The following is a 23328-nucleotide window of genomic DNA, read 5'->3' as shown; positions in this document are numbered from 1 at the left end:
TAAAACAACATCATGTTCAAAATATTTTTATTCAGTATAATTACTGTCGCGACTGTGAACGCGCAACTTAAAGTTCCTGCACTAAGTCCATCTTCTAAAACTACACAAACCGTTGGATTAACAGAAATTGAGATCGAATATTCTCGACCTAGTAAAAGAAATCGAATCATTTTTGGAGAAAATGGTATTATTCCCTTTGGTGAGTTATGGCGTACAGGTGCAAACGCTGCTACTAAAATTTCGTTTAGTGATGATCTAACAATTTCTGGAATAGCACTAAAAAAAGGGTCCTATACTATTCTTACTAAACCCAACGAATCTAATTGGCAAATATATTTATACACTTATAAATCAGGAAATTGGACTACTTATGTAAATCAAAAACCTATAGTAAGTTTTACAACCAAAACCATTGAAAAAAAGGAGGTCTCAGAATCATTTTTAATATATATAGATACCATCACTCTTGATAGTGCTGAATTAGTGTTTTCTTGGGGTACCACAAAAATAACATTACCATTAAAATTTAACACACACAAAAAAACAATGTCTAATATAGAGAAGGCACTTTCTGGTCCATCAAATTTTGATTATTTCCAAGCGGCATTATATCTGCACGAGACACAAAAAGATCTAAATACTGCACTAAGTTATATCCAAAAAGTTACTAAAGCAGAAAATCCTTTATTCTTTCAAGTATATCGTGAATCATTAATCTTGGCTGATATGGATAGAAAACCAGAAGCTATCGCGGTAGCTCAAAAATCTCTGGAATTATCAAAAAAAGCAGGAAATAAAGATCTGATTAGATTAAATGAAAGAAATATCAAAAAATGGTCTAAATAAGGACTTTTTTAAATTTCTAGGTGTAGATTTGAAAATAATAAATTTTTATAATTTTCAAATCTACTCTTTTAGAGAGAAGATACTATTATACAACATTAATGATTGAAATTGAACGCAAATTCTTACTAAAATCTACTTCTTTTAAAGATATAGCTCAAAAAAAAACCAAAATATCTCAAGGGTATCTAAATTCTAATCCCGAAAGAGCCGTAAGAGTTCGAATCAAAGGAGAAAAAGGTTTTTTAACTATCAAAGGAAGAAGTAATGATTCGGGTACTTCTCGCTTTGAGTGGGAAAAGGAAATTGATATCAAAGAAGCGCAAGCGTTATTAAAATTGTGTGAAAAAGGTATCATCCAAAAAACCCGATATGAAGTTACAGTAGGAGATCATACGTATGAAATAGATGAATTTTATGGCGAAAATGAGGGTTTGATTGTAGCAGAAATAGAATTATCTGATGAACATGAAAAATTTCAAAAACCAGATTGGTTAGGAAAGGAAGTTACCGGAGATTCTAAATTCTATAATTCGCAATTAAGTAAGCATCCATTCAGAAATTGGCAAAAAAAAAGATCGTAAACTGACTATTTTTCAATTAACAAATTTGTAACATTTTTAAATGTAATTAAAGGAGAATTATCCCCGTCTAAGGAGAATTATTAACCATTAATAAAATATTTATGTTACACAAATCTAAAAAGTCTCTTTTAGAGACATTACTCGTATTATGTCTATCTACTCCGATAGTTGCACAAACAGAAGTTAGTGGATTCTATCCACAAAAAAATGAGCTCACCATAGCTCCTAGTTATTCCTACAAACAATATGATCGATTCTACCGAGGCAATGAACTTACTGACGGAAATCCAGCAGGGTTGGGTGCAATATCTTCATATATTGTGAATTTATATGGAGAATATGGAATCACAAATTGGTTATCCGCTTCTCTTAATATGCCATATATTTTTATAGAAAGTGAAAATGGAGAACCAGATCCTGTTCAAGGAACTTCTAGTGTTGAAGGGATTCAGGATCTAAGTATATTTATAAAAGGAAGAATACTAGAAAAGAATGTGAAATCCTTAGGAAGATTAGGATTAGGTGCTGCGGTTGGAGCTAGTATTCCTGTCGGCAATTATGAAGCAGAAGGTGTTCTGTCTTTAGGGAATAATGCAAATAGTATTCATGCAAATGTTTTAGCACAACTAACTACGAATGTTAATTTTTTTACAGAACTTCAGTATGGATATAGTTTAAAAGATAATAGTGATTTTGATGTACCCAATGCTCAAGTATATGGCATTAAGATTGGATATTTTAACAGTCATTTTTATACCCACGTACAATTAGCCGTACAGGATTCTATGGATGGATTAGATATCGGAACGCCAGAATTTGTTGAAGCTGGCGGTCCTCGAGCGCTCCCTCAAACGGAGGTTGATTACACCAATTTAAATCTAAATCTATACATCCCTCTATATAAAAATGAAATAGGTGTCTCTACAGCTTATAATCACAACCTAGATGGTCGTAATTTTAACAAAGAAACTTCTTTTTCTTTTGGTTTAGTTTACAAACCATTGTAATCAATTATTTATCAAAGAATAAGTTTATATCTAGTTCAAAAATTAGGATATAAACTTATTCTTTGATCTCTATTTTCTTCTTTAATTCGTTCCCATTCTCGTCTAATACAGTTATAACATGTTTTCCTGGACTTGGCTGTACTGGCATTTCATGAAATTGCTTGGTAACCCCCACAAAATGATTATCGATATACCAAAACACTCTTGTCTCTGGTTTCGTGTGAGCAATTTTTAAAACTACTTCGTTTATTTTACCATCAAACCCTTTAGGTAGATAAACACTACTATTACCTTTCGGAAAGATAAAAGCCATACTTGCCAATAAATCAGTACTACAATCAGATCTAAAAGGAGGTAGAGATCTATAATCTGCATGCTTATTTTTATAATAATACGCTTGCAAAGGTGGTAATACAAACCAAGGTTGATGTATCATTCTATCAACAGATTCACAGGAAGAATTAACTCTGTATTCCTCTACAGGATCTAAGTGAACTAATTGATGATAAGGGCAAGGTTTGGTTTTGGTTCCTGCCAATGGGACATAGACATCTTTAACAGGACATTCTTTTGACGCTAAAAAACCGCTTTTAGCACAAACTTTGGCCATTACTAAATCATCATAAGGTATGGGAAACCAATTAGAATTAGGTAATAAATTCACCACATCAAATAACAAAGGTGCTGCAGAATTTAATCCGGTAAGATCTGGTCTTCCTTCTCCATCTGCATTACCAATCCATACTCCTACGACATAATCCTTACTTGCTCCGATAGCCCAAGCGTCTCTATTTCCAAAACTCGTTCCTGTCTTCCAGGCAATTTCTCGCGATGAATCATAAAATTCCCAAGCCTCATCCCCTTGAGGACGGTTAACTTTTTTCATAGATTCAAAAGTTAACCAAATACTTCCTGCTCCTACAACTGGTTTTTGTTTCACTTTTTTTCCGAAATCAACTTTTTCATTTGCTAAAATAATTGGTTCTGTAAATTCATTTGTAAAATATTCACTAGAAGAGTTTTCATAATGATTGAGCGTACCCGAATATCCCGCGTACGTTTTACATAAATCCCAAAGATTACCTTCTGCCCCACCAACAATTAGTGATAGACCATAATGATCAGCACTATACTTAAGATCTTTAATCTTAAACACACTTAATTCATCTCGAAAACGCTGTAATCCATATTTTTGTAATAGTCGCACCGCAGGTATGTTTAAAGACCTAGCTAACGCAGTACTAGCCGACACTGCTCCACTAAAAGTTTCATCATAATTCATAGGAGTATATCCAGCAATTACAGTAGGCACATCAGATACCAGTTGCTCAGGTAATAATTCCCCTTTATCCATCATAGCAGCATATAATAAGGGCTTGAGTGTACTTCCTGTACTTCTTGCGGCTCTAATAACATCTACATCTTTTTGATGCACCTTATCTGTTGGTGAATTACCTACATAACTCATCACTTCTCTAGTATCAACATCCAATACCAATACCGCCATATTATGTACTTCATTTTGACGTAACAATGTATAATGCTGTCCTACTAATTGATTTACTCTTTGTTGCAAAGATCTATCAATAGTCGTCCGTACCCTTTGCCCTCTATTCGTATGAGCAACACGATCTAATAAATGTGGTGTTTCTTGCGGAAGACTATATGGTTTTTGAGGTAAAGATTCGCTTATGGATAACTCATAGGTTAGAGAATCAATAACTTCTTTCTCTAATAAGGTTTTCAGCAATCTATTTCTTTTGCGTAACAATTGTACCTGGTTTTTTCCAGGGTAAATTAATGATGGAGCATTAGGCAAAACTGCTAAAGTTGCGCTTTCTGACCAAGATAATTGATGAGCTGGTAATCCGAAATATCTCCAAGAAGCCATATCGATCCCTACTACATTACCTCCAAAAGGAGCATTGGAAGCATATAATCTTAAAATCTCTTTTTTAGAAGCTCCAAACTCCAATCTTGTAGCCAAAATCAGCTCTTTCAATTTCTCGAAATAGGTTCTCTTTTTCCCTTTTCGAGAAAGTCTTATGACCTGTTGGGTAATAGTACTTCCTCCTCGAACTATTTTGCCCGCTTTTATATTTTCACTAATAGCTTCAATCATCGAAACTGGATTAAAACCGAAATGCTTATAAAATTGTTGATCTTCAAATGCAAGAATACAATGTTCAAACTTTTTAGACACACTATCAGTTTCGGGAAATCTCCATTGTCCATCCTTTGCAATTTTAGCACCTAATAACTCACCAGATCTGGTTTCTAAAACGGTTGCCGTAGGATCATCAAATAATGGTTTTGGTAAGGAAAAATAATACCAAATAAGAAAAACTCCAATAAGAAAAAATTTCTTAGGATGCTTATTCACATAATTTCTGAATCGGCTAAACAATTTTCTTACAATTAGTACAACGCTGAAATTTATGTAAATGTCTTTAGATATCCGAAAAAACGATACTTAAATAAATTGCAATAACGACTTAATCAATAATTACAACAAATATATTTTCTAAAAAAAAAGCGTAAATCTCCCCGTTTTATCAAAAATTAAGAGTCTTCGACACTGAATTTTCTCTTAGATCTTAACAAATAAACCCCATAATTTTATTAAATTATATCACTCTTAAAAACAATTAGCTATGAATACATTGGCTAAATGATTAAAAATATTGGGGCTTAGAATGTAAAAATGAAATTATATAATGCAACTAAATATGTTATTGCATCGAGTATAATCATTTTTAATAAAAGTTATTTTACGTTGAAAAGAAATCCAATATATATATATTTTGTCTTTATTTTTTCACTTGCCTCTTTCTCCCAAGAAAAGCCTCTATTTGAAAAAATTGATACTTTAGATGTTTTATTACGAACTTCGGAGAAATTAAGAGTCGCTAATGATATGTACGCCTCATTAGAATACGCTTTTAAAGTGGTTAATTATGCTCAGGACCTAGGACATAACCACTATTTATCACACGGATATTTATTGATGGGAACCGTACAATATGAAATCATTGACTATGAAAATGCTACGAAAAACTTTCTAAAGTCATTAGAATATACGGAAAAAACAAAAAATAAAGTTCTTTTACCATATGTACTGAACAGTTTAGCAAATGTATATTATGATGGTAACAAGGACTATGAGAATGCTTTAAAATATTATAAAAGAGCTGTCAAACTAGGAAAAGGAAATCCTCATATCCAGCAATATCAGATACCATTACATAATTTAATATGGACATATATGGATCTAGACAGGTTTGATGAAGCTGCAATATATTTAAGAGAAGCCGATAGTATTGACAGTTCAATTCCGGATAGTGTACAAACAGATCGAAGTTCGCTTTACCTCTTAAGAGCGAGAAATTATGCTCATAATAACGACATTATAAGAGCTGAGGAAAACTTCGATAAATCCTTCGAATACTTAAAGGATGAAACGTATTGGCCAAAAGGAAAAAGTTACTTCTATCGATATAGATCAGAGATGTATGAAAAGATAGGTGATCATACAAAAGCGATTAATGATCTCAAGTTATTGAATGAAAATGATCAGAAAGTTTTTGAAAATGCAAGATCTAAAACCGATGAGACTACCAAAATGAGGTTTAAAGTAGATCAATATGAACAACAGCTAGCAATAGCAAAAAGAGAGAAAGACCTATTATTAGATATAGATAAAAACAACAAAAAGATTATTTTTATTTCCACTACGGCACTTTTATTATTAGCAGGCATAGTTTTCTTCTATTACAGAGGATATCGATCTAAGAAAAAAATCTCCGAAATATTAGAGTTTAAGAATATTGAACTATCCGAAGCTAAATCTCAAGCTGAACAATTAAGTAAAATTAAATCCCAATTTATTTCTACTATTAGCCATGAACTGCGAACTCCTCTATACGGAGTGGTAGGTATTTCCTCTATTTTACTTGAAAATGACGCTAAATCAGAGAAAGATAAAAAGCTACTTAATTCACTTAAATTCTCAGCTGACTATTTACTTGACTTAGTGAATAAAGTTTTAAAGGTTAGTAAAATTGATTCGGAAGAAAAGGAACTTATCAAAACACCAACAGATTTATTTTCATTGTCCCAAAATATATTACAATCTTTTGAATATCAGTCTCATAAAAAAAATAATATCTTGATTTTGGATCATAATCACAGCATCCCAAAATTACTTTACATAGATGCCTTAAGAATATCTGAAGTTTTAATCAACTTAATCGGAAATGCTATTAAATTTACCCACCAAGGAAAGATTTGGCTTAGGGTTAAGCTACTATCAACTGATGATAAGACCGTTACCATAAGATTAGAGGTAGAAGATACTGGAACTGGTATACCTGAAGATCAAAAAGATTATATTTTCGAAGAATTTTCTCAAGTAGGAAGTGTTTATGATAATAAACAAGGAACTGGTTTAGGGCTTTCCATTGTTAAGAATTTGGTTCAAGTAATGGGTAGTCAAATCTATTTCGAAAGCAAAAAAAACATAGGATCTCTATTTTATTTTGATTTAGAATTAGACATTGCCGAAAGCTTAAATGATCTAAACAATCAGTCCGAAAATAAGGAAAGTACAACTAATATTTCTGCAAAGATTCTTGTTGCAGAGGACAATAAAATCAATCAATTAGTAACTAAAAATCTACTTAAGAATATTGGATGTAGTTGTATAATGGCAGAAAATGGAATAGACGCCGTACAAATTCTAAAAAAGGAATCTTTTGATTTAATCCTAATGGATATTAATATGCCCATTATGGACGGAGTTCAAGCTACAATAGAAATTAGGCAATTTGATACTACTACTCCAATAATTGCATTGACTGCTTCGGAGCTTAGTGAAGTCTCTGATGAGTGTAAAAAAGCAGGAATGAATGATCTTATCAATAAACCATTAAACAAAGAAGACCTAAGAAACTGTATTGCAAAACATCATAAATAATTTTTAACTAAAATTTCCCCAAAAAATTATATTCTTATAAAATATTAGCGATAAATTTGCAAAAGCTCTTTAATTATATTTTTACAGTAAAAAAATTAGGGGTTTGACATAGTTAATTGTTTTATTATAAACCCCTTTGTATAAGATAAAAAAAATACCCGCACAAATTACTCAATTCAAAAACTCAACTCCCCTTGAAAAAAATTACATTATTGTTTGCAATAATTGCACTCCCCTGCATATTATTCGCACAATCCAGACAAGAATTTAAAAACACTAATGATTTAACCCTTTTAAACAAATTATCCGATAGCTCAGAATTTAAAAAACAAAAAGAAAAAGAGTTTCTACATAGCATTCAATCCAATATTCACGAAGTAGAAAAATACAAACGTCAACTAAAAGTTAGTCAACGAGAAAAGGATTTATTGGTTAGTATTGATAAAAATAACAAAACGATCATATACATAACAATTATAGGGCTTATACTAGTGTTTGGTGTACTATTCTTTTACTTTAGAGAATATCATGCGAAAAAGAAAACAAGTGATATTCTAAAACTAAAAAATATAGAATTATCTGAAGCAAAAAATCAAGCAGAAACATTAAGTAAAATAAAATCCCAATTTATTTCTACTATTAGTCATGAGCTAAGAACTCCTTTATATGGTGTTGCGGGAATATCTTCTATGTTATTAGAAAACAAAGAACGACCAGAAAAAGATATAGAATTATTAAATTCTTTGAATTTTTCCGCCGATTACTTACTTAGCTTAGTAAACAAAGTTTTAGATGTTAGCAAAATAGACTCCGAAAAAGTAAACCTAATAAATTCTAAAGTAAACCTACTTTGTCATGTAAAAAGCATTATAAAAACTTTAGAGTATCAAGCTTCTCAAAAAAATAATCAACTTAAGCTAGAGTATGACCATATTCTTCCGGAAATTATCAATATTGATACGATCAGAATTTCTGAAGTATTGATTAACCTAATTAGTAATGCCATTAAATTTACGGAAAATGGGACCATCTGGATTAGAACAAAGCTTATAGATAAAAAAGCAAATACCGCTACCATACGATTCGAAATACAGGATACAGGTATAGGAATTCCAGAAGATCAAATTGCATATATTTTTGAAGAGTTTACCCAATTAGGGAGCGTCTACGATAACAAACAGGGTACTGGACTAGGGCTACATATTGTCAAAAAAATATTAAAACTAATGGATAGCGATATACATTGTCATAGTGCAAAAAATATTGGCTCCAATTTCTTTTTTACTATTACTGTTGGTATCCCTGAGGATTCTTTTTCGGAACCAAATAATGATGATAATATAGACATCTCAAATTTATTTCCAACAAAAATACTAATTGCAGAAGACAACAAGATCAATCAGATAGTAACCAAAAATCTACTAAAAAACATTCATTGTCAAAGTACCATTGCAGAAAATGGTCAGGAAGCTTTAGAAATATTGCGAAAAGAAACATTTGACATTGTTCTTATGGATATTAATATGCCAGTATTAGACGGTATGCAAGCAACACTAAAAATTAGAGAGTTTGATACCTCTACTCCAATTATTGCATTAACCGCTTCTGAACTTAGTGAAGTAGAAAAAGAATGTATAAAAGCTGGAATGAATGACTTAGTAAACAAACCTTTAAACAAAAACGATCTAAAAGACGTTATTTTCCGAAATCTGACGATTGATAGTATTGACATTAATAATTAATGCATTTCACAAAACTTTCTACCTAGAACTATATCATTTTGCTAAATGCGAAATTTTAAGTTATTTTTAGAATCTATAATTGAAATAGCCATAAAACAATACATCTTTGTAAATCGTTATAGACAATGAAATAAGGTGATAGATGTTATAATATTATTATAACTTGATTGGCATTCTTTAATGAAACAATCTTGATACGCTCTGTTTTAATAATATTATTTATCTTCTTTTACTCATCGAATGTCTTTGCTTGTAGTTGTGCATTTGCCTGGAACGATTCATTTAGTAGAACTATAAAAAACTCGGAGTTCGTTGCTTTAGTCAAAATAATTTCCTTTGACAAATACCTTGACGAAGATATCTTAGGTCATAATGGTAAAATGCCATATTCAATGACTGTTGAAATAATAAAAAAATATAAAGGCAACGAACAACGAAAGAAAATAAAAATATTAGGAGATAATGGTATGTTATGTCGACCATACTTATCTAATTTTAAAATTAACAGTTATTATTTGGTTTCGCCTAATGCATTGGATAATTCTGCAAACACTGAATATGACTTTTTTTCCTGTAGAACAGAATATTTAAATGTAGACATTGATTCAAACGTAGCTCTAGGAAACTATTCCCTGATTAGAAATCAAATTAACCTTGATAAGTTTGAAAACAAAGTAAAAAATGGAGATTGGGATATCTTATTACTTAGTTTAATTTTAAGCTCAATAATTCTACTATTACTATTTATGCGAAGAAACATAAAACGAAAGACCAATAGAAGTTCTGACTAGTAACGTCTTTCGAAGCACCTAAGAAATAAATCAATCAAACAAAAGATGATGAACAAAGTATTCTCAATATTCGCGCCCATTATTTTACTATTAATTTTAAGTTGCAAAGACTCTAAACCTGATAATTTTAATCAAACCACAAAACAAACAGTTGACATAGAACAAGAAAAAAAAGCTATACTAAAAACGCTAAATAATGAAACCAAAGCTGCATTTAACAGAAATTACGAAAGCTGGAAAAAAACGTGGGTACATGATCCAAAAATAACAAAAACTTATATCAACTTTGCAGACAGTACTTTTTCGGAGTCTGTGGGTTGGAATAAAATAAGCTTATATGTAAAAACTTTTATTGAGGAACATCCAGAACCTGAACCTATACCAAAACTACTAAAAGACATAGACATACGTCTTTACGGCAATGGTGCTTGGGTAACATATGAATTAAAGGACTCTTTACGTGGACTAAAACGTGAAACAAGACTTATGGAAAAAATAAATGGGTCCTGGAAAATTGCTGGTATGCAAACCACTATTTACGGATTTGAAACCAATCATAAATAGTTTAACTTAATGAAGACAGTCACGCTACCGGATCAATTAAACCTAAATCCTTCTATATCGATTACTGTTTTTGCTTATGAAAGCAATAAGGAAATAGATAAACAACAAGTCTTACTAAATAAAAATACATTTAGTTTTCTTCAGGAAGGTAGTAAAGAAGTATTTTTTGATAACTCTTCCTATGCAATTGATAACTCTCAGTTTTTATTAATGAAATCAGGACATTGTTTAATGACTGAGAAACTTTCTAATGATTCAAAATTTTATAAAAGTATTTTACTATTCTTTTCTGAAGAAGAAGTATTAAAGTTCATACGAAAATTTAAACTTCAAGCTCCAAAAGCCAAAAAGTTTTACTCTACATATTCAATTAACTATGATGACTATATACAGAGATTTGTAAACAGTCTCTTGGATATTTCTAAGCTCTCTAGTGCTATTCAAAATAACATTTTACTTACGAAATTTGAAGAAATAATGCTATATCTTATTGAGCAAAATGGAGTAGATTTTTTATATTCTTTAATTAAAAACAATGATAATCAAACGCAAAAATTCATACAAACTGTTGAGAGCAATACATTAAATAAATTAACATTAAAAGAACTTTCTTTCTTATCTAATATGAGCGTATCCACTTTTAAGAGAGAATTTGAAAAACAGTTCCATAGTTCACCTAGTAAATGGTTTCTGGATAAAAGACTTGAACATGCTGCTTTTCTATTAAAAAATAAATCGAAACGTCCGTCAGATATATTTGAAGAGATCGGATATGAAAATCTTTCTAATTTTATTCAAGCTTTTAGGACAAAATTCGGTGTAACTCCAAAACAATATCAATCAACTTGAGCTTTTACCAATACTTTTTGAACTAAACTCAATATAGAATATTACCCTTCACATCATAAATTTGTTCTCGAAATTAAAAACAAATATTATGAAGAAATCGAATTTAATTTTAGCGATTATAATTACTTTTTCAAGTTCAATTTTTGGTCAAAACACATTTACTTTATCTAGCAAAAATTTGGGTGGTGAAGCCACTATTAATGAAGAATTTAATGGTTTTGGCTGCACTGGTAAAAACCAATCACCACAATTATCATGGAAAAACGCTCCCAAAGGAACCAAAAGTTTTGCTATAACTATGTATGATCCAGATGCTCCCACAGGAAGTGGGTGGTGGCATTGGCTTGTATTTGATATACCAGCAAATATTAATGAATTAGTATCTGATGCAGGAAACACTAAATTAAAGTTAGCACCTGATGGAATTATCCAAAGTATTACAGATTATGGGACAAATGGCTATGGAGGTCCTTGTCCTCCAGAAGGACATGGTTTACATCAATATATTATTACAGTTTATGCATTAAAAACAGATACTCTTGGATTAAATGAAAATACTAATCCCGCTGTAGTTGGGTATTATTTATGGAATAATACGCTTGCTAAAGCAAGCATCGTGACATACTATCAAAGAAGCAAGAAATAAAACTATTTATAACTATATATGCAAGTCATTAGACTTGCATATATAGTTATTGTGATGATAAAACATCAACTCTATTCTGTTATATTCACTTTATAACTTCAATCCATTTTCCTTTGGTACGTACAAGATAATCATTGTCGTACATTGCTTCGCATTGAATTCCTGGTAAGTAATACTTTCCTAAATAAGAAGCATTTAATAATAAAGTTACTGTTTTACTTTCTCTTGGTTTTAAATCAAAATAAAAGTTAACACGATCATCACGAATATCCGTATATGTAACTTTATTACTTCTGAATGAACCAAAATCTGTAAATCGTGTATTCACAACTTCCCAACCCGAAGGAAAAATCTCCGTAAGCGCTATATCTTTCACTTCAGTTCCAGAAGTATTAGTTATAGTTACTTCTGCGACAAAATCCGTTCCTTGTGATAATCGAGTAACATCAATAATTTTTCCATCTCGATTCTTATAATCTACGATAGCTTTAAAATTACTTTGTATTACTTTTTCTTGCCCTACTGGTAAAATTCCACTTGTTGCCAACTGTACAAAAATAGTATTGTCTTTATTGTTTTTAAGTAGTAATTTATTATTCTTAATAATAGACAACTCTCCAGATGACTGCAATGTTTTATCTGTATTGGCATTATTAGATTGCCCATTAAGTGTATAATTTACATCGATTCCTTTTCCACCTACATAAGCGGCATATTTAGCCATTGCCATTAAAGCATAAGAAGTAGTTTGGGTACTCATCCATTGCTTAGAAGATAACTCTTTAGCTAATTCTTCTGCTATCTTTTGTGCTTTTATTTTTTCATCCAATAATACTAATGTCTCTAAAGCCATTGCTCTGTTTCGATTAGTAGACCCATATGTATAATAATGATTTTTCCTTGGCTGAAAATCGATATTAGCGCTATTCAATAATTTATCTGCAGCACTCTTCTGACCGATAAGACCATAGGCAGCTGCCAATCTTAATTTTGCATTATTAGACAAATTCGATGTTTCCCTTAATCTATTCATAGAGGATAAATCTGGACTACCGGCTAATGCTAAAGTATACAGTCGATATGCCTGCGCCAAATCACTACCACCACTTCTCCAACGTTTAGCCTGTTGCTGCTGATAATTAATCCAATTACTTTTAAATCCAATAGGCAATACATATCCTTTCTTATTAGCTTCTAATAAGAAATGTCCCGCATATGTTGTCCCCCAATCATTAGAATTACTATATCCAGGCCAATAGGACATCCCTCCATTAGGCTGAATAAAACTTTTTAATCTATAAATAGCAGCTTCCATATGACGCTGTATCTTTTTCTTTTTATCTGAAGGTAATGTAAATACATCATTTAAATATAACTGCGGAAATGCTCCAGAAGTTGTTTGCTCTACACATCCGTGAGGATAACGTATCAAATACTTTAATCTACCTTCAAAATTCATTGGTGGTAAAGAAGATAATTCAATTGTAGTACTATTGCTTCCATCTACTCCAAAAGATGTAAAATCTACTTCTTGTTGACTATTTGGTTCTAAAACTATGGTGGTAATCTCTGTAGTCATAGGATTAGGATTAATAATATCAATTGGAATACTGTAAGAAGCTTTTTCTCCGTTACCACTTGCTACTACTTCAATATTAGTAATAGATGCACCATCGATTACTTCTATATCAAAATACACCATCTTTTCATCTGGTTGAGCAAAAGAAATCTGTTTCGTAGGCTCTCCAATTACCGTAAATCCTTTATTTGGTTTTAAAGTTACATTCACATCCTTCACCTTTTTTTCCATCGCAAAAACTGTGACGGGAATGGTAACTTTTTCACCAGGAGTTATTTTTCTAGGAATAGATGTTAACACCATTAATGGTTTTCTTACTGGTGTTGTTTTCTCTGTACTTCCGTAGGCAGCATTATTAGCATCAGAAGCAACAATCATAGTTCTAACAGAACCTATGTACTTTGGTATTTTAATTTTATGAGACTTTGTTTCCCCATTTTTTAATTCAAAAGGTCCTTTATAAACAACCATTGGTTTAAATCGGTTGGCTTTTTTTGCCTTTCCTCCTCCGGCTTCGGCATCACCTCCAATACTAAAAATTTGGTTGATACTTCCTCCATATGCTCCAATAATATCATCATACACATCCCAGGTTTTTACTCCCAACGCTTCTCTAGCATAAAATGTATTCCATGGATTTGGAGTTTTATATCTTGTAAGATCCAATAAACCTTCATCTACAATTGCAATAGAATAGGTCATTGCTTTACCATTTGTCTCACTAATTTTAACATCAATTGTTTCTTCTGGACGCAACACATCAGGCATCTTTACTATTGGTTCAATCCTAGTTGCTGGATTTTCGACAGAAACTGGAATAACTCCATATAGTCGAATCGGCAAATCATTCGCTGTAGCGTTATGCGCTTGCAATAATGTTATATGTATATATACATTTGGTGTATATATATCTTCAATAGGCAATTCGAATTTAGTTTCTCCTTTTTGCGGTGTAACCCAAAGAGAAGATAGTACTTCGGTACCGTTTTCTACAGTTACTAAAGCTCTTCCTCCTTCGCTAGAAGGAAATGTAACTGTAGCCGTCTCTCCAACATTATATGTGTTTTTATCTGCTGAGAACATAAGCATCGTAGCAGCAGATGGATCATTCTTGTTAGCTCTACCTGCCCAACCAGGCCAATCGATATAAATCGCTTTTCCGGTAGCATGCCCACCATTAGGATCTACTACTCTTACTAAATATCTACCCCATTCTGGATGCTTAATTTCAAAATTAAAATTGGCTTGTCCCTTACTATTCGTGGAAACTTTAGTTTTAAATACTTCATTTTGATACGATCCACGATTGTAGGAAGAAAGATTATCCTCTGAGGTATCCCACCACCATCGCCAGTTCACCTTATAAACATATACTTCTAGGTCTTTTACCGATTTAGGTTTTCCTTCTTTATCAACGGAGACTACCTCAAAATTATGTGTTGTATCTGTTAACAACATTCCACGCGCTTTATCTCCTTTTGGAACATTAAGTCCTATATATGTGTTATATGGTGAAAAGTCTTTGGAAATAACATCTGTACTAAAATCACCACCATTTTCATAGACTTTGGTAATAAATGAGGCTCGTAGCATTCCGGCAGCTTTATTTTCTAATTTAGGTTTTATGGAAAAACTGGCTTTACCTTCTCCAGAAATCTTACCATTAAAAACTTCTAGCTCTTCGCTACTAAATCTTCTTGAAGGATCATCGAAAATATACCCCGGAAATGTTTTAAAGTTTGTTCTTTTAGAATTAAAACGAACATTAATATCTGTTTGCAAATTCTTAGCTACCGCACCATGTAACCACAACACTTCTAAATCTCCATTGATACTTTTATTTGCTCCTAATACCTCATCATCAAAACTTGTTTTTATTTTAAGACGATTTGGTTTTATAGTTTCTATTTTTAAAGCTTTAGAAAAACTGGCTCCTCCTACATTAACTTGAGCTTGCCAATTTCCAGTGGGTGCATCATCAGACGTTGTTACACTAAACTTATAAAAATTCCCTATTCCTTCTGTTTTAGTTTCTTGATAAATTACTTTTCCATAAGGATCCTTTAATTTGAATTTTACAGGATGCCCTTTTGGTAATTTATTAGCATTATCATTAAGCATAAAAGAAAGGAATAAGGTGTCTCCAGGTCGCCATACACCACGCTCACCATATATATATCCTTTAATACCTTTTTGTAATCGTACTCCAGAAACATCAAACTTACTTACAGATAATGCATTCCCATCATTAAGTTTTACATATGTTTGTTGTTTTCCAGATTGAGCAATCGCAAAATATGCTTGTTTTTCTGCATCAAATCCAGACATTCCTTGCGCATCTGTGGTAGCAACACCAATCTCTTGTTGTTGATAGTTATAGAAAGTAACTTTAGTATTAGGAACTGGATTAGTGGTGATGATATCATTAACTGTTACCATATACGAATTATTCAATCCCTTTTTTATAACTACTCCTAAATTAGAAGCTAGTACATTAGCAGCTATTTTCTTATTTCTATAAAAAGAATTACTACACGGATTATCTCTTTCACTCCAATCATAATCATAATAATCCTCATAATAATATTGTGAGCTATCCCAAAAACTAGACTCTTCTTCACTATCATAATTCTCTGATAATTCATTGATTGGAGTATCATCTGCACTCGAACCGTCACATTTATAAAGAGAATACGCTTTTCTGTACCTTAACTCAATTCTATAAATTGCCCCCGGATCCGGCGAGATGAGTTCTTTTAGATCTATTGCAAAAGCATTCCATTTACTCAAATTTAAAGATGTATTCTCTTGCAGATTAATTAGTTTTTTAGCGATTGGTCGAGCAACGCTTCTTAAGTTACTTGCTCCATTAAGATCATTATTTTGTAAAAACTGAAGTACATTGTTTTCAAATACTTTGACTACTTGTACTTCTACTGCCCGCAAGTTAATTGCCTCAAAATTAAATTTCAGATTCTCTGAAGTTGGTAAAATAACCCCGCTTTGTAACAACCTAACTTCTGGCTTTGGTTGCTGAAACGAGATATTTTCTGAATAGGTACTTTTAAGTTTATAATTATCTACACTCTTAATACCTTCAAAAATGGTTACTTCTAACGTTCCTTTTAGTTCCTGTTTGGGGTATACTTTTAAATTCTGACCTATTACAGTATACTTTAGTCCTTTTGCTCCTTCAATGGCAACTAAACCATCAAAATTTTGATTTTTTTCCAACGGATCAGAAAAATTAATCTCTACATATTGTCCTTCAAAATTGGAAACAGATACGCTTATTACAGAAAAATTATTTTTCCCAGGAATGTTCAATGTGTTTTCACCTTCCGTATCGATATCAACTGATTTTCCGGACCATTTTACAGTCACCTCAGAATCATCTTCAAATCTTTGTATACTATCAATTCTAAAACTAAACTGACGACTTTTATCTAGTGATTCTCCAAAATTAATTGGAATATTTTTTCCTTTTTGAGTAGCAGTAATTAGTTGTTTTGCCTTTTCAAAACTTAATTGATCACTGGCCGTAATGGTACCATTTACATATTGCCAATCTTTACTATAGGATTGAAGATTTTCTGTTAGCACGGAGAACTGCTGCTTTAACGTTTTAACACTGAAGACAAACTCTTCATCTAAGTCTTCTTTTAGATCCTTAACCAAACTTTCTAAATTCAATGTAAAGGTATACTCCGTATCTTCTTTAAAACCATCTTCTGGTTTAAAAGCAATAGTTTGATTATTAACAGCAAATACTTTTCCTTTTACTTTCGGCGAAACTGAAAGGATTTTATCAGAAAGTTCTTGATTATCATCCCAACCCTCAACAGGTGTTTGCAACACTACATACACATTATCTAATACCGAAATTACACCGGTAGAAAGGTCCGAAACATAATCTTGATATTTATTTAGTTCTGAAGTATTTGCTTCAGCTAATGATTTAGCATCTTTCTTTTTACAAGAAAATATAATCGTAGCAAATAAGAAGAAGCATAGAATCCGTGATGATCGCATGTTGAATGATTTTAGTTGACCATATAAATGTAAGACATTTTTACACGTACTGATCCCCTGAAAATGGTGATTTTTTGGATTTTAAGTATAAAAACCCCATTTTCTCTTCAAATATGCTCACATACTTCTGTCTTTATAAAAATCAATTAAAGCAATTCTTGCCTGAAAAAACCTAAACGTTAAGTATACAATATTACCCTTATTATCCTCTAGAGCAATTGATTTATTTAATTCAAAATCATAGGGTTGATCTTTTCCTCCTTCAATAGCAATATTATCCGCATACAATGACAAGTTCTTATCAGACTTTAGTACAGGTTCTATTTTACCAGAAATCCCAGGGATTTGTCCTGATTTATTGATAATAATCGAACCTGAATTATTAGTTTTTTCAATAGTAACTTCTACATCTTCTTTTGGGTTCATACTATTAAAAACCACCGCTGGATATTCTGAATGGGCGATAAGAACTGTATATAATTTTCTTGTTCTAATAACAAAATGAGCTAGACCGTTCTCATCTGTAAATCCTTCGAGATATGTCGAATTGTTTGCTACTAAAACTACCTTCGCATGCTTAATCAGTTGCGACTTTTCATCAACTACCTTAATTGTAAAAATAAACGGTTTGGGGCTAATCATGGTAGAGAGTTTCGACCATCGGTTTTTTAAAAAAGTTTGATCCTTTTTTAATTTATTCTCAATTAGAACGGCTAATTCTTCTGGAGTTCTATTTACCAGATTAATATAACCGATAGTTTTAAGAATTCCAGGGATTTCTGTATCAGAAAATCTAGCAGGTAATATATATTCCCTACTCTCCTGAAAAGCTCTTGCTTGCATCGAAACTCTCTCATGATTCGTCCATAATTTTTTATTATAAAAACTAGATACAAAAAGCACTGTATACCTTGCTTTATTCTGATAAATTTCTGACAAATACTCATATAAATTCTTTCCCCACAAATTAGCCTCTTCAAACAAGTCATAAAACACTTTAACTCCTTTTGTTTTTAAGCTATTCGCTACCTTCTCTACATAGGCCCTATTCTCTCCTGCAAAAGATAAAGCCACATCATATTCATAACTTCTATTCTTCATCACTGACTATTTTTTTAACCTAAAACTGACTTATACAAAATTACTTTCTTTATTTGGAAATATTCCATTTTTTATTGGAAATATTCCAACAAAAGTTTTACTTTTAAACCGTAATTTTTTACAGTTTTGACTATCAGCACCTTAAAACAAAAAGGTGCAAATAAGAGGAACAAAAGGTGGAATACGATACCCGAAATCAATATAAACAACTTCTGATTTGAAAATATTTAGAAATAGTCTATTCATAAATTAATAGAACTATTTAGAATAAAAAAGCAATACTTCAAAAATAAAGTGATTGGTAAAATTTCTGATTTTTTAATGGAATTGCTTAAGGTTTTCCTAAAAGTCTTTATCATAATTATTATCAAAATAATTAAAATAGGGGTTCAGGCCATATAGATAAGTTCAAAAAATAGGTTTAATAAAACACTAACAGATAAAACAGAGGAGATTTTTCGATATTTAAAAGAGCCTAATTTTTGTCAACCAATAATAAATCTATTAGTCAAATGATTGCATAGTCACTAAATTTTGATAAACTCCATTTTTAGAGATTAACTCATCGTGTGTACCTTTCTCCACAATACTGCCTTTTTGCATAACGACAATCAAATCGGAATTTTTAATTGTCGATAATCGGTGTGCAATTACAATACTGGTTCGATTTTTCATCATGTTTTCCAGAGCAGACTGCACCAGACGTTCACTCTTAGTATCCAGAGCAGAAGTGGCTTCATCCAGAATCATGATTGGAGGGTTTTTTAATACAGCTCGTGCAATAGATAAACGTTGTTTCTGACCACCACTTAGTTTGTTACCACTATCTCCTACATTGGTTTCTATCCCTTTAGGTAAATCTTTTACAAACTCCCATGCATTTGCAATTTTTAAAGCTTCCATTATATCTTTATTAGAAGCATTTTTATCGCCAATCAACAAGTTATTTTTAATAGTATCATTAAACAGAATAGAATCTTGGGTTACTAGTCCCATTAAGCTTCGTAAAGATTTTTTTGTAGTATACCTAATATCAATACCGTCTATCTTAATAGCACCTTTATTGATATCATAAAAACGCGTGACTAGATTAGCAATGGTAGATTTACCACTACCTGATTGCCCTACTAAGGCTACAGATTTTCCCTTTGATACATTTAAAGTGAAGTTTTTGAGGATATATTCGTCTTCATATCTAAAAGAAATCCCATCCAATAAGATTTCTGAATTAAAATCATTTTTCTCAACTGCTTCTGGTTTGTCTTCCAGAGGCGATTTTATATTTAGAATTTCTAATACCCGTTCTGCTGCTGCGTTTCCTTTCTTTACACTATAACTGGCTTTAGAGATAGCTTTGGCAGGGGTTAGTATCTGGTAAGCGAGCCCCATATAAACAATAAAAAGACTTGGATCTAAAGTTTTTTCAACCAATACCATTTGTCCTCCATACCATAACAAAATGGCAATGACCGTTATTCCCAGAAATTCACTTGTAGGAGATGCAAGGTTTTGGCGATTTAATAAGGAATTAGAAAACTTAAAAAACCGTGAAGTTGACTCTTGAAATTTTCCTCCGAAAATATTTTCAGCATTGAATCCTTTTATGACTTTTAATCCTCCAAGCGTTTCTTCTATAATGGAAAGGAAGTACCCTTGTTCTTTTTGTACTTTATCAGACTTCTTTTTTAATGTTTTACCAACTAGAGAAATCAAAAAACCTGATACTGGAATAAAAATGAAAACGAATATAGTTAGCTTAACACTTATTATCACCATTGTAAAAATCGTAAATAAGATCATCAAAGGTTCTCTTACAATAAGTTCAAGAATAGACAAAAAAGAGTGTTGTATTTCTAGAACATCAGTTGATATTCTTGCTATGGTATCGCCTTTTCTTTTTTCAGAAAAGAAAGAAAGTGGTAAAGAAATCGTTTTCTCATATAGCTCGTTTCTTATATCTTTTAGGACGCCATTTCTCAAGAAAGTAATGAAGTACATTGCAAGGTAACCAAAGATATTTTTAAGAAAAAACATTGTAATTACTAAAATAACCATAAACATTAACACATCGTCATTGCCTTGCTCTGCCTTTTGCGTTACAAAATAATTGAGATAACCTTCTCCATATTCTTTTGCATTTAATACTCCGTTCCATATTGGCTTTTCTTTTATCCTTTCTGTTTTTCCAAATAAAACGCTTAGCATTGGAAATAATGACACCATGGCAAGTGTACCAAATAAAGCATAGAAAATGTTTGATATGATATTTAATATTGCATAAGTTCTATAAGGCTTCGCAAAGCGAAGAATTTGCTTAAAATAATTCATTAATTATACTAACAGTTAGAAATGTCTTTGGAAAATATTAGACTATCAATTTATAATAATAACGTTTCTAATAAGAAAATTAACTAAAAGAAATAAGTCGATTAATTAGATATTCTCGATAGTAATTATTTCTTGACTAATAAAATCCTTAAGAAGATTAGTGATTTGGTCCTTATTAGCTATATCAAAACCTTTCTTTTTCAAAGAATCTAAAACTTGAGCGTAATTCTTAGAGCCATCAATTTCCCTGAGTATTTCAATTACTGGAGAAGCTCCTTCAAAAGCACCGGTTGGGAGTTCTAAAACAGTATCTAATTCTTTTTTCCCCTCAGAAGAAATAACACCCTTTGTCTCAAACGATAGTGTTCTTGTTATCTTCAAAATTGAATCATTTTCAATCTGAATATTTAAAGCTTTTTTTTCCTGTTTTTGAGCTACAAAAAACCAATTCCTGTAAACTTTATAAGTCATTGAATTTTCGTCCTCTAAATGCGGGGTTTCTATTACTTTATCCACCAAAGTTGTATAGCCATTGTTTTCAAAGAATTGTCTAAACTCTTCTGCAGTAAGCATTTCCATTTCGGAAGAGAAAAAATAATCCAAAGGACCGAAGTGAATAAAAATCCCATTATCAGTCAATGTTTTGTTAACTTGATTATACCATAATTTAAGGGCAATTACATCAGTGAAATAGATAGAAAAAATAGCATTAACCGTCTTTTCTTCAAAAGGTAAATTCAAAACATCAGATACGAAATAGTTTACCTTATTTGCTTTTGGTAAATCTTTCTCTGGAATCTTCGCAGAATATTTTTGAGCTACATTTTCTAGCTTTAAAATGTTCTTAGTTTGAGGTTTATAAAAATCTATGCTTTTACCTTTTAATAATTCTTGGAAATGCCAGACCATCGAAAAAGACTTATCTGTTGCATACACTTTATCAAAAACATCAAGTAAATCAACTGCAAATCTACCCGAACCAGCTCCCAAAAGTAAGGCATTAGAAGTGTCAAATTTTAATTTTGACAATTCTGTTTTTATCTCCTCATTGATTTTATTTACTTGATTCTCACCACTATCCAAATCGCTCCAGTCTCTACTTAAGTAAAAATAGTCCTTTAAAAGCATCTGAGTATCATCCGTTTTATTAGGTCTAATATTAGTATAAGCCGACAAATCAACATTTGAACCTAGTAAATCTACTAGCTTAGTAATTTCTTTGGCATTGTGAGAAAAAGCCTTGTAAAGAAGTTCGTAATATTCTGTGCGGCTTTTAGGAGTTTTTGAGAACTTGTTAATATTATAATGTAAGTACTTTAAATGAGAATTTAAAAGATAAAATGATTCTGCATAATAATTATGTAAATCTTTTTCTTCTAGGTAAACAGATACATCACCAAAGGATGTGCATTCTTTATTAAAAATCATATATGATTACTTTATTGCTAAAAATCCTTCAAATGAAACGTACTTCATAATAGATGTGACATCTACAAAACCAGCTCTTTTGAGTAAATCTAAATTACCATTAGTCGAAAAAGGCTCCAAAACGCCTTTAAGACTTCTTGTTTTAGACACTATCTCTTCTTCGGTATACCCTTGTTCTAATTTGTAATCGGTATAAAGTGCTGTCATTATATCCTGAAAACGTGCATCACAAGCTCTTACCTTTTCGAAAAGAATAAAAGCTCCGCCCCAATTTAAGGATTCATATATTTTATCAAATATTAATTGACGTATTCTAGGTTTAATAAATTGAATCGTGTAATAAGAGACGATTAAATCAGCCTTTTGAAGATCTAAATTCAAAATGTCATCACAGACAAAAGATACATTAGGTATATCCTTACACTTTTCATTGGCAACATCAATCATTTCAATTACCGGGTCAATTCCAATAATCTGAACATTTTTATGTTGATTATGTAATGATATTTTCTTTGTTAATTCCCCAGTACTACTCCCTATTTCATAACAGATGGAGCCATCTGATATAAAAAAATCACTCAATCTACAGGTCAAATCATGACCTTGGTTATAAAGAGGTACTGATTTAGATACGTGATTATCAAAACTTGTAGGAACTTTACCAGAAAATGACCAAGCTGCATTTTTTGTTCCTATTTTATCTCCTGCATTCATTTAAAATCAATTTAAAAAATATCTACTTATGATTCAGTACCAAATAATTTTTTTTATACCTTTCAGAAACTCGCCATATTCTACAGAGTAGTGAATTAAAAAGAGGTAAAGCTTATTACAAAAGAAAAAAGAAGGAATCCCTCCT

Annotated in this window: 15 protein-coding genes; 9 read left to right on the top strand and 6 right to left on the bottom strand. The window is 31.5% G+C overall.

Annotated features, from left to right (window positions below):
• The first annotated feature begins 12 nt into the window (after window positions 1–12).
• From H526_RS0112245 to H526_RS0112230, 3 genes are all read left to right on the top strand, one after another.
• The gene (locus H526_RS0112245; protein WP_027393264.1) at window positions 13–846 is read left to right on the top strand and encodes a DUF2911 domain-containing protein; all 834 of its coding nucleotides are present in this window, start codon (window positions 13–15) and stop codon (window positions 844–846) included.
• Between the two features lie 98 nt (window positions 847–944).
• Window positions 945–1427, top strand: coding sequence for a CYTH domain-containing protein (locus tag H526_RS0112235; RefSeq protein WP_027393263.1), 483 nt, complete (start codon window positions 945–947; stop codon window positions 1425–1427).
• 101 nt (window positions 1428–1528) lie between these two features.
• Window positions 1529–2434 (top strand): transporter family protein, encoded by a 906-nt coding sequence (locus H526_RS0112230; protein ID WP_035085453.1) that lies wholly within the window; start codon window positions 1529–1531, stop codon window positions 2432–2434.
• Window positions 2435–2489: 55 nt separating this feature from the next.
• Here H526_RS0112230 and pbpC read toward each other — a convergent pair whose 3' ends face one another.
• Complete coding sequence (pbpC, locus tag H526_RS0112225; protein WP_245591208.1) at window positions 2490–4817, bottom strand: penicillin-binding protein 1C; 2328 nt, start codon at window positions 4815–4817, stop codon at window positions 2490–2492.
• A 321-nt stretch (window positions 4818–5138) separates the two neighbouring features.
• Here pbpC and H526_RS30875 point away from each other — a divergent pair, with 321 nt between their 5' ends.
• The 6 genes from H526_RS30875 to H526_RS0112195 all read left to right on the top strand — a co-directional run bounded on the left by H526_RS30875 (window position 5139) and on the right by H526_RS0112195 (window position 12001).
• The gene (locus H526_RS30875) at window positions 5139–7409 is read left to right on the top strand and encodes a tetratricopeptide repeat-containing hybrid sensor histidine kinase/response regulator (RefSeq protein ID WP_051336135.1); all 2271 of its coding nucleotides are present in this window, start codon (window positions 5139–5141) and stop codon (window positions 7407–7409) included.
• Window positions 7410–7603: 194 nt separating this feature from the next.
• Complete coding sequence (locus H526_RS29060; protein ID WP_051336134.1) at window positions 7604–9151, top strand: response regulator; 1548 nt, start codon at window positions 7604–7606, stop codon at window positions 9149–9151.
• Window positions 9152–9543: 392 nt separating this feature from the next.
• The gene (locus H526_RS30870) at window positions 9544–9942 is read left to right on the top strand and encodes a hypothetical protein (protein WP_051336133.1); all 399 of its coding nucleotides are present in this window, start codon (window positions 9544–9546) and stop codon (window positions 9940–9942) included.
• Window positions 9943–9990: 48 nt separating this feature from the next.
• Window positions 9991–10506, top strand: a complete 516-nt coding sequence (locus tag H526_RS0112205; protein ID WP_035085449.1) for a hypothetical protein — start codon at window positions 9991–9993, stop codon at window positions 10504–10506.
• Window positions 10507–10515: 9 nt separating this feature from the next.
• Window positions 10516–11355 (top strand): helix-turn-helix domain-containing protein, encoded by an 840-nt coding sequence (locus H526_RS0112200; RefSeq protein ID WP_027393259.1) that lies wholly within the window; start codon window positions 10516–10518, stop codon window positions 11353–11355.
• An 88-nt stretch (window positions 11356–11443) separates the two neighbouring features.
• Complete coding sequence (locus H526_RS0112195; RefSeq protein ID WP_027393258.1) at window positions 11444–12001, top strand: YbhB/YbcL family Raf kinase inhibitor-like protein; 558 nt, start codon at window positions 11444–11446, stop codon at window positions 11999–12001.
• An 85-nt stretch (window positions 12002–12086) separates the two neighbouring features.
• On the opposite strand, the gene H526_RS0112190 is transcribed toward H526_RS0112195, so the two are convergent.
• The 5 genes from H526_RS0112190 to H526_RS0112170 form a co-directional block, all read right to left on the bottom strand.
• Window positions 12087–17612, bottom strand: coding sequence for an alpha-2-macroglobulin family protein (locus H526_RS0112190; protein ID WP_027393257.1), 5526 nt, complete (start codon window positions 17610–17612; stop codon window positions 12087–12089).
• A 117-nt stretch (window positions 17613–17729) separates the two neighbouring features.
• Entirely contained in the window at window positions 17730–18713 is a 984-nt protein-coding gene (locus tag H526_RS0112185; protein WP_035085447.1) for a TIR domain-containing protein, read from the bottom strand.
• Window positions 18714–19217: 504 nt separating this feature from the next.
• Entirely contained in the window at window positions 19218–21041 is a 1824-nt protein-coding gene (locus tag H526_RS0112180) for an ABC transporter ATP-binding protein (protein WP_027393255.1), read from the bottom strand.
• A 105-nt stretch (window positions 21042–21146) separates the two neighbouring features.
• Window positions 21147–22469 carry a hypothetical protein gene (locus H526_RS0112175; protein WP_027393254.1) on the bottom strand — a complete coding sequence of 441 codons (1323 nt, stop codon included), beginning with the start codon at window positions 22467–22469 and terminating at the stop codon, window positions 21147–21149.
• A 6-nt stretch (window positions 22470–22475) separates the two neighbouring features.
• Window positions 22476–23183: a methyltransferase domain-containing protein gene (locus H526_RS0112170; RefSeq protein ID WP_027393253.1), complete on the bottom strand. Its 708-nt coding sequence runs from the start codon at window positions 23181–23183 to the stop codon at window positions 22476–22478.
• Between the last annotated feature and the right edge of the window lie 145 nt (window positions 23184–23328).

Source organism: Aquimarina latercula DSM 2041, assembly GCF_000430645.1.
Classification (GTDB): Bacteria; Bacteroidota; Bacteroidia; order Flavobacteriales; family Flavobacteriaceae; genus Aquimarina; species Aquimarina latercula.
This window is presented reverse-complemented; position numbering and strand designations above follow the sequence as displayed.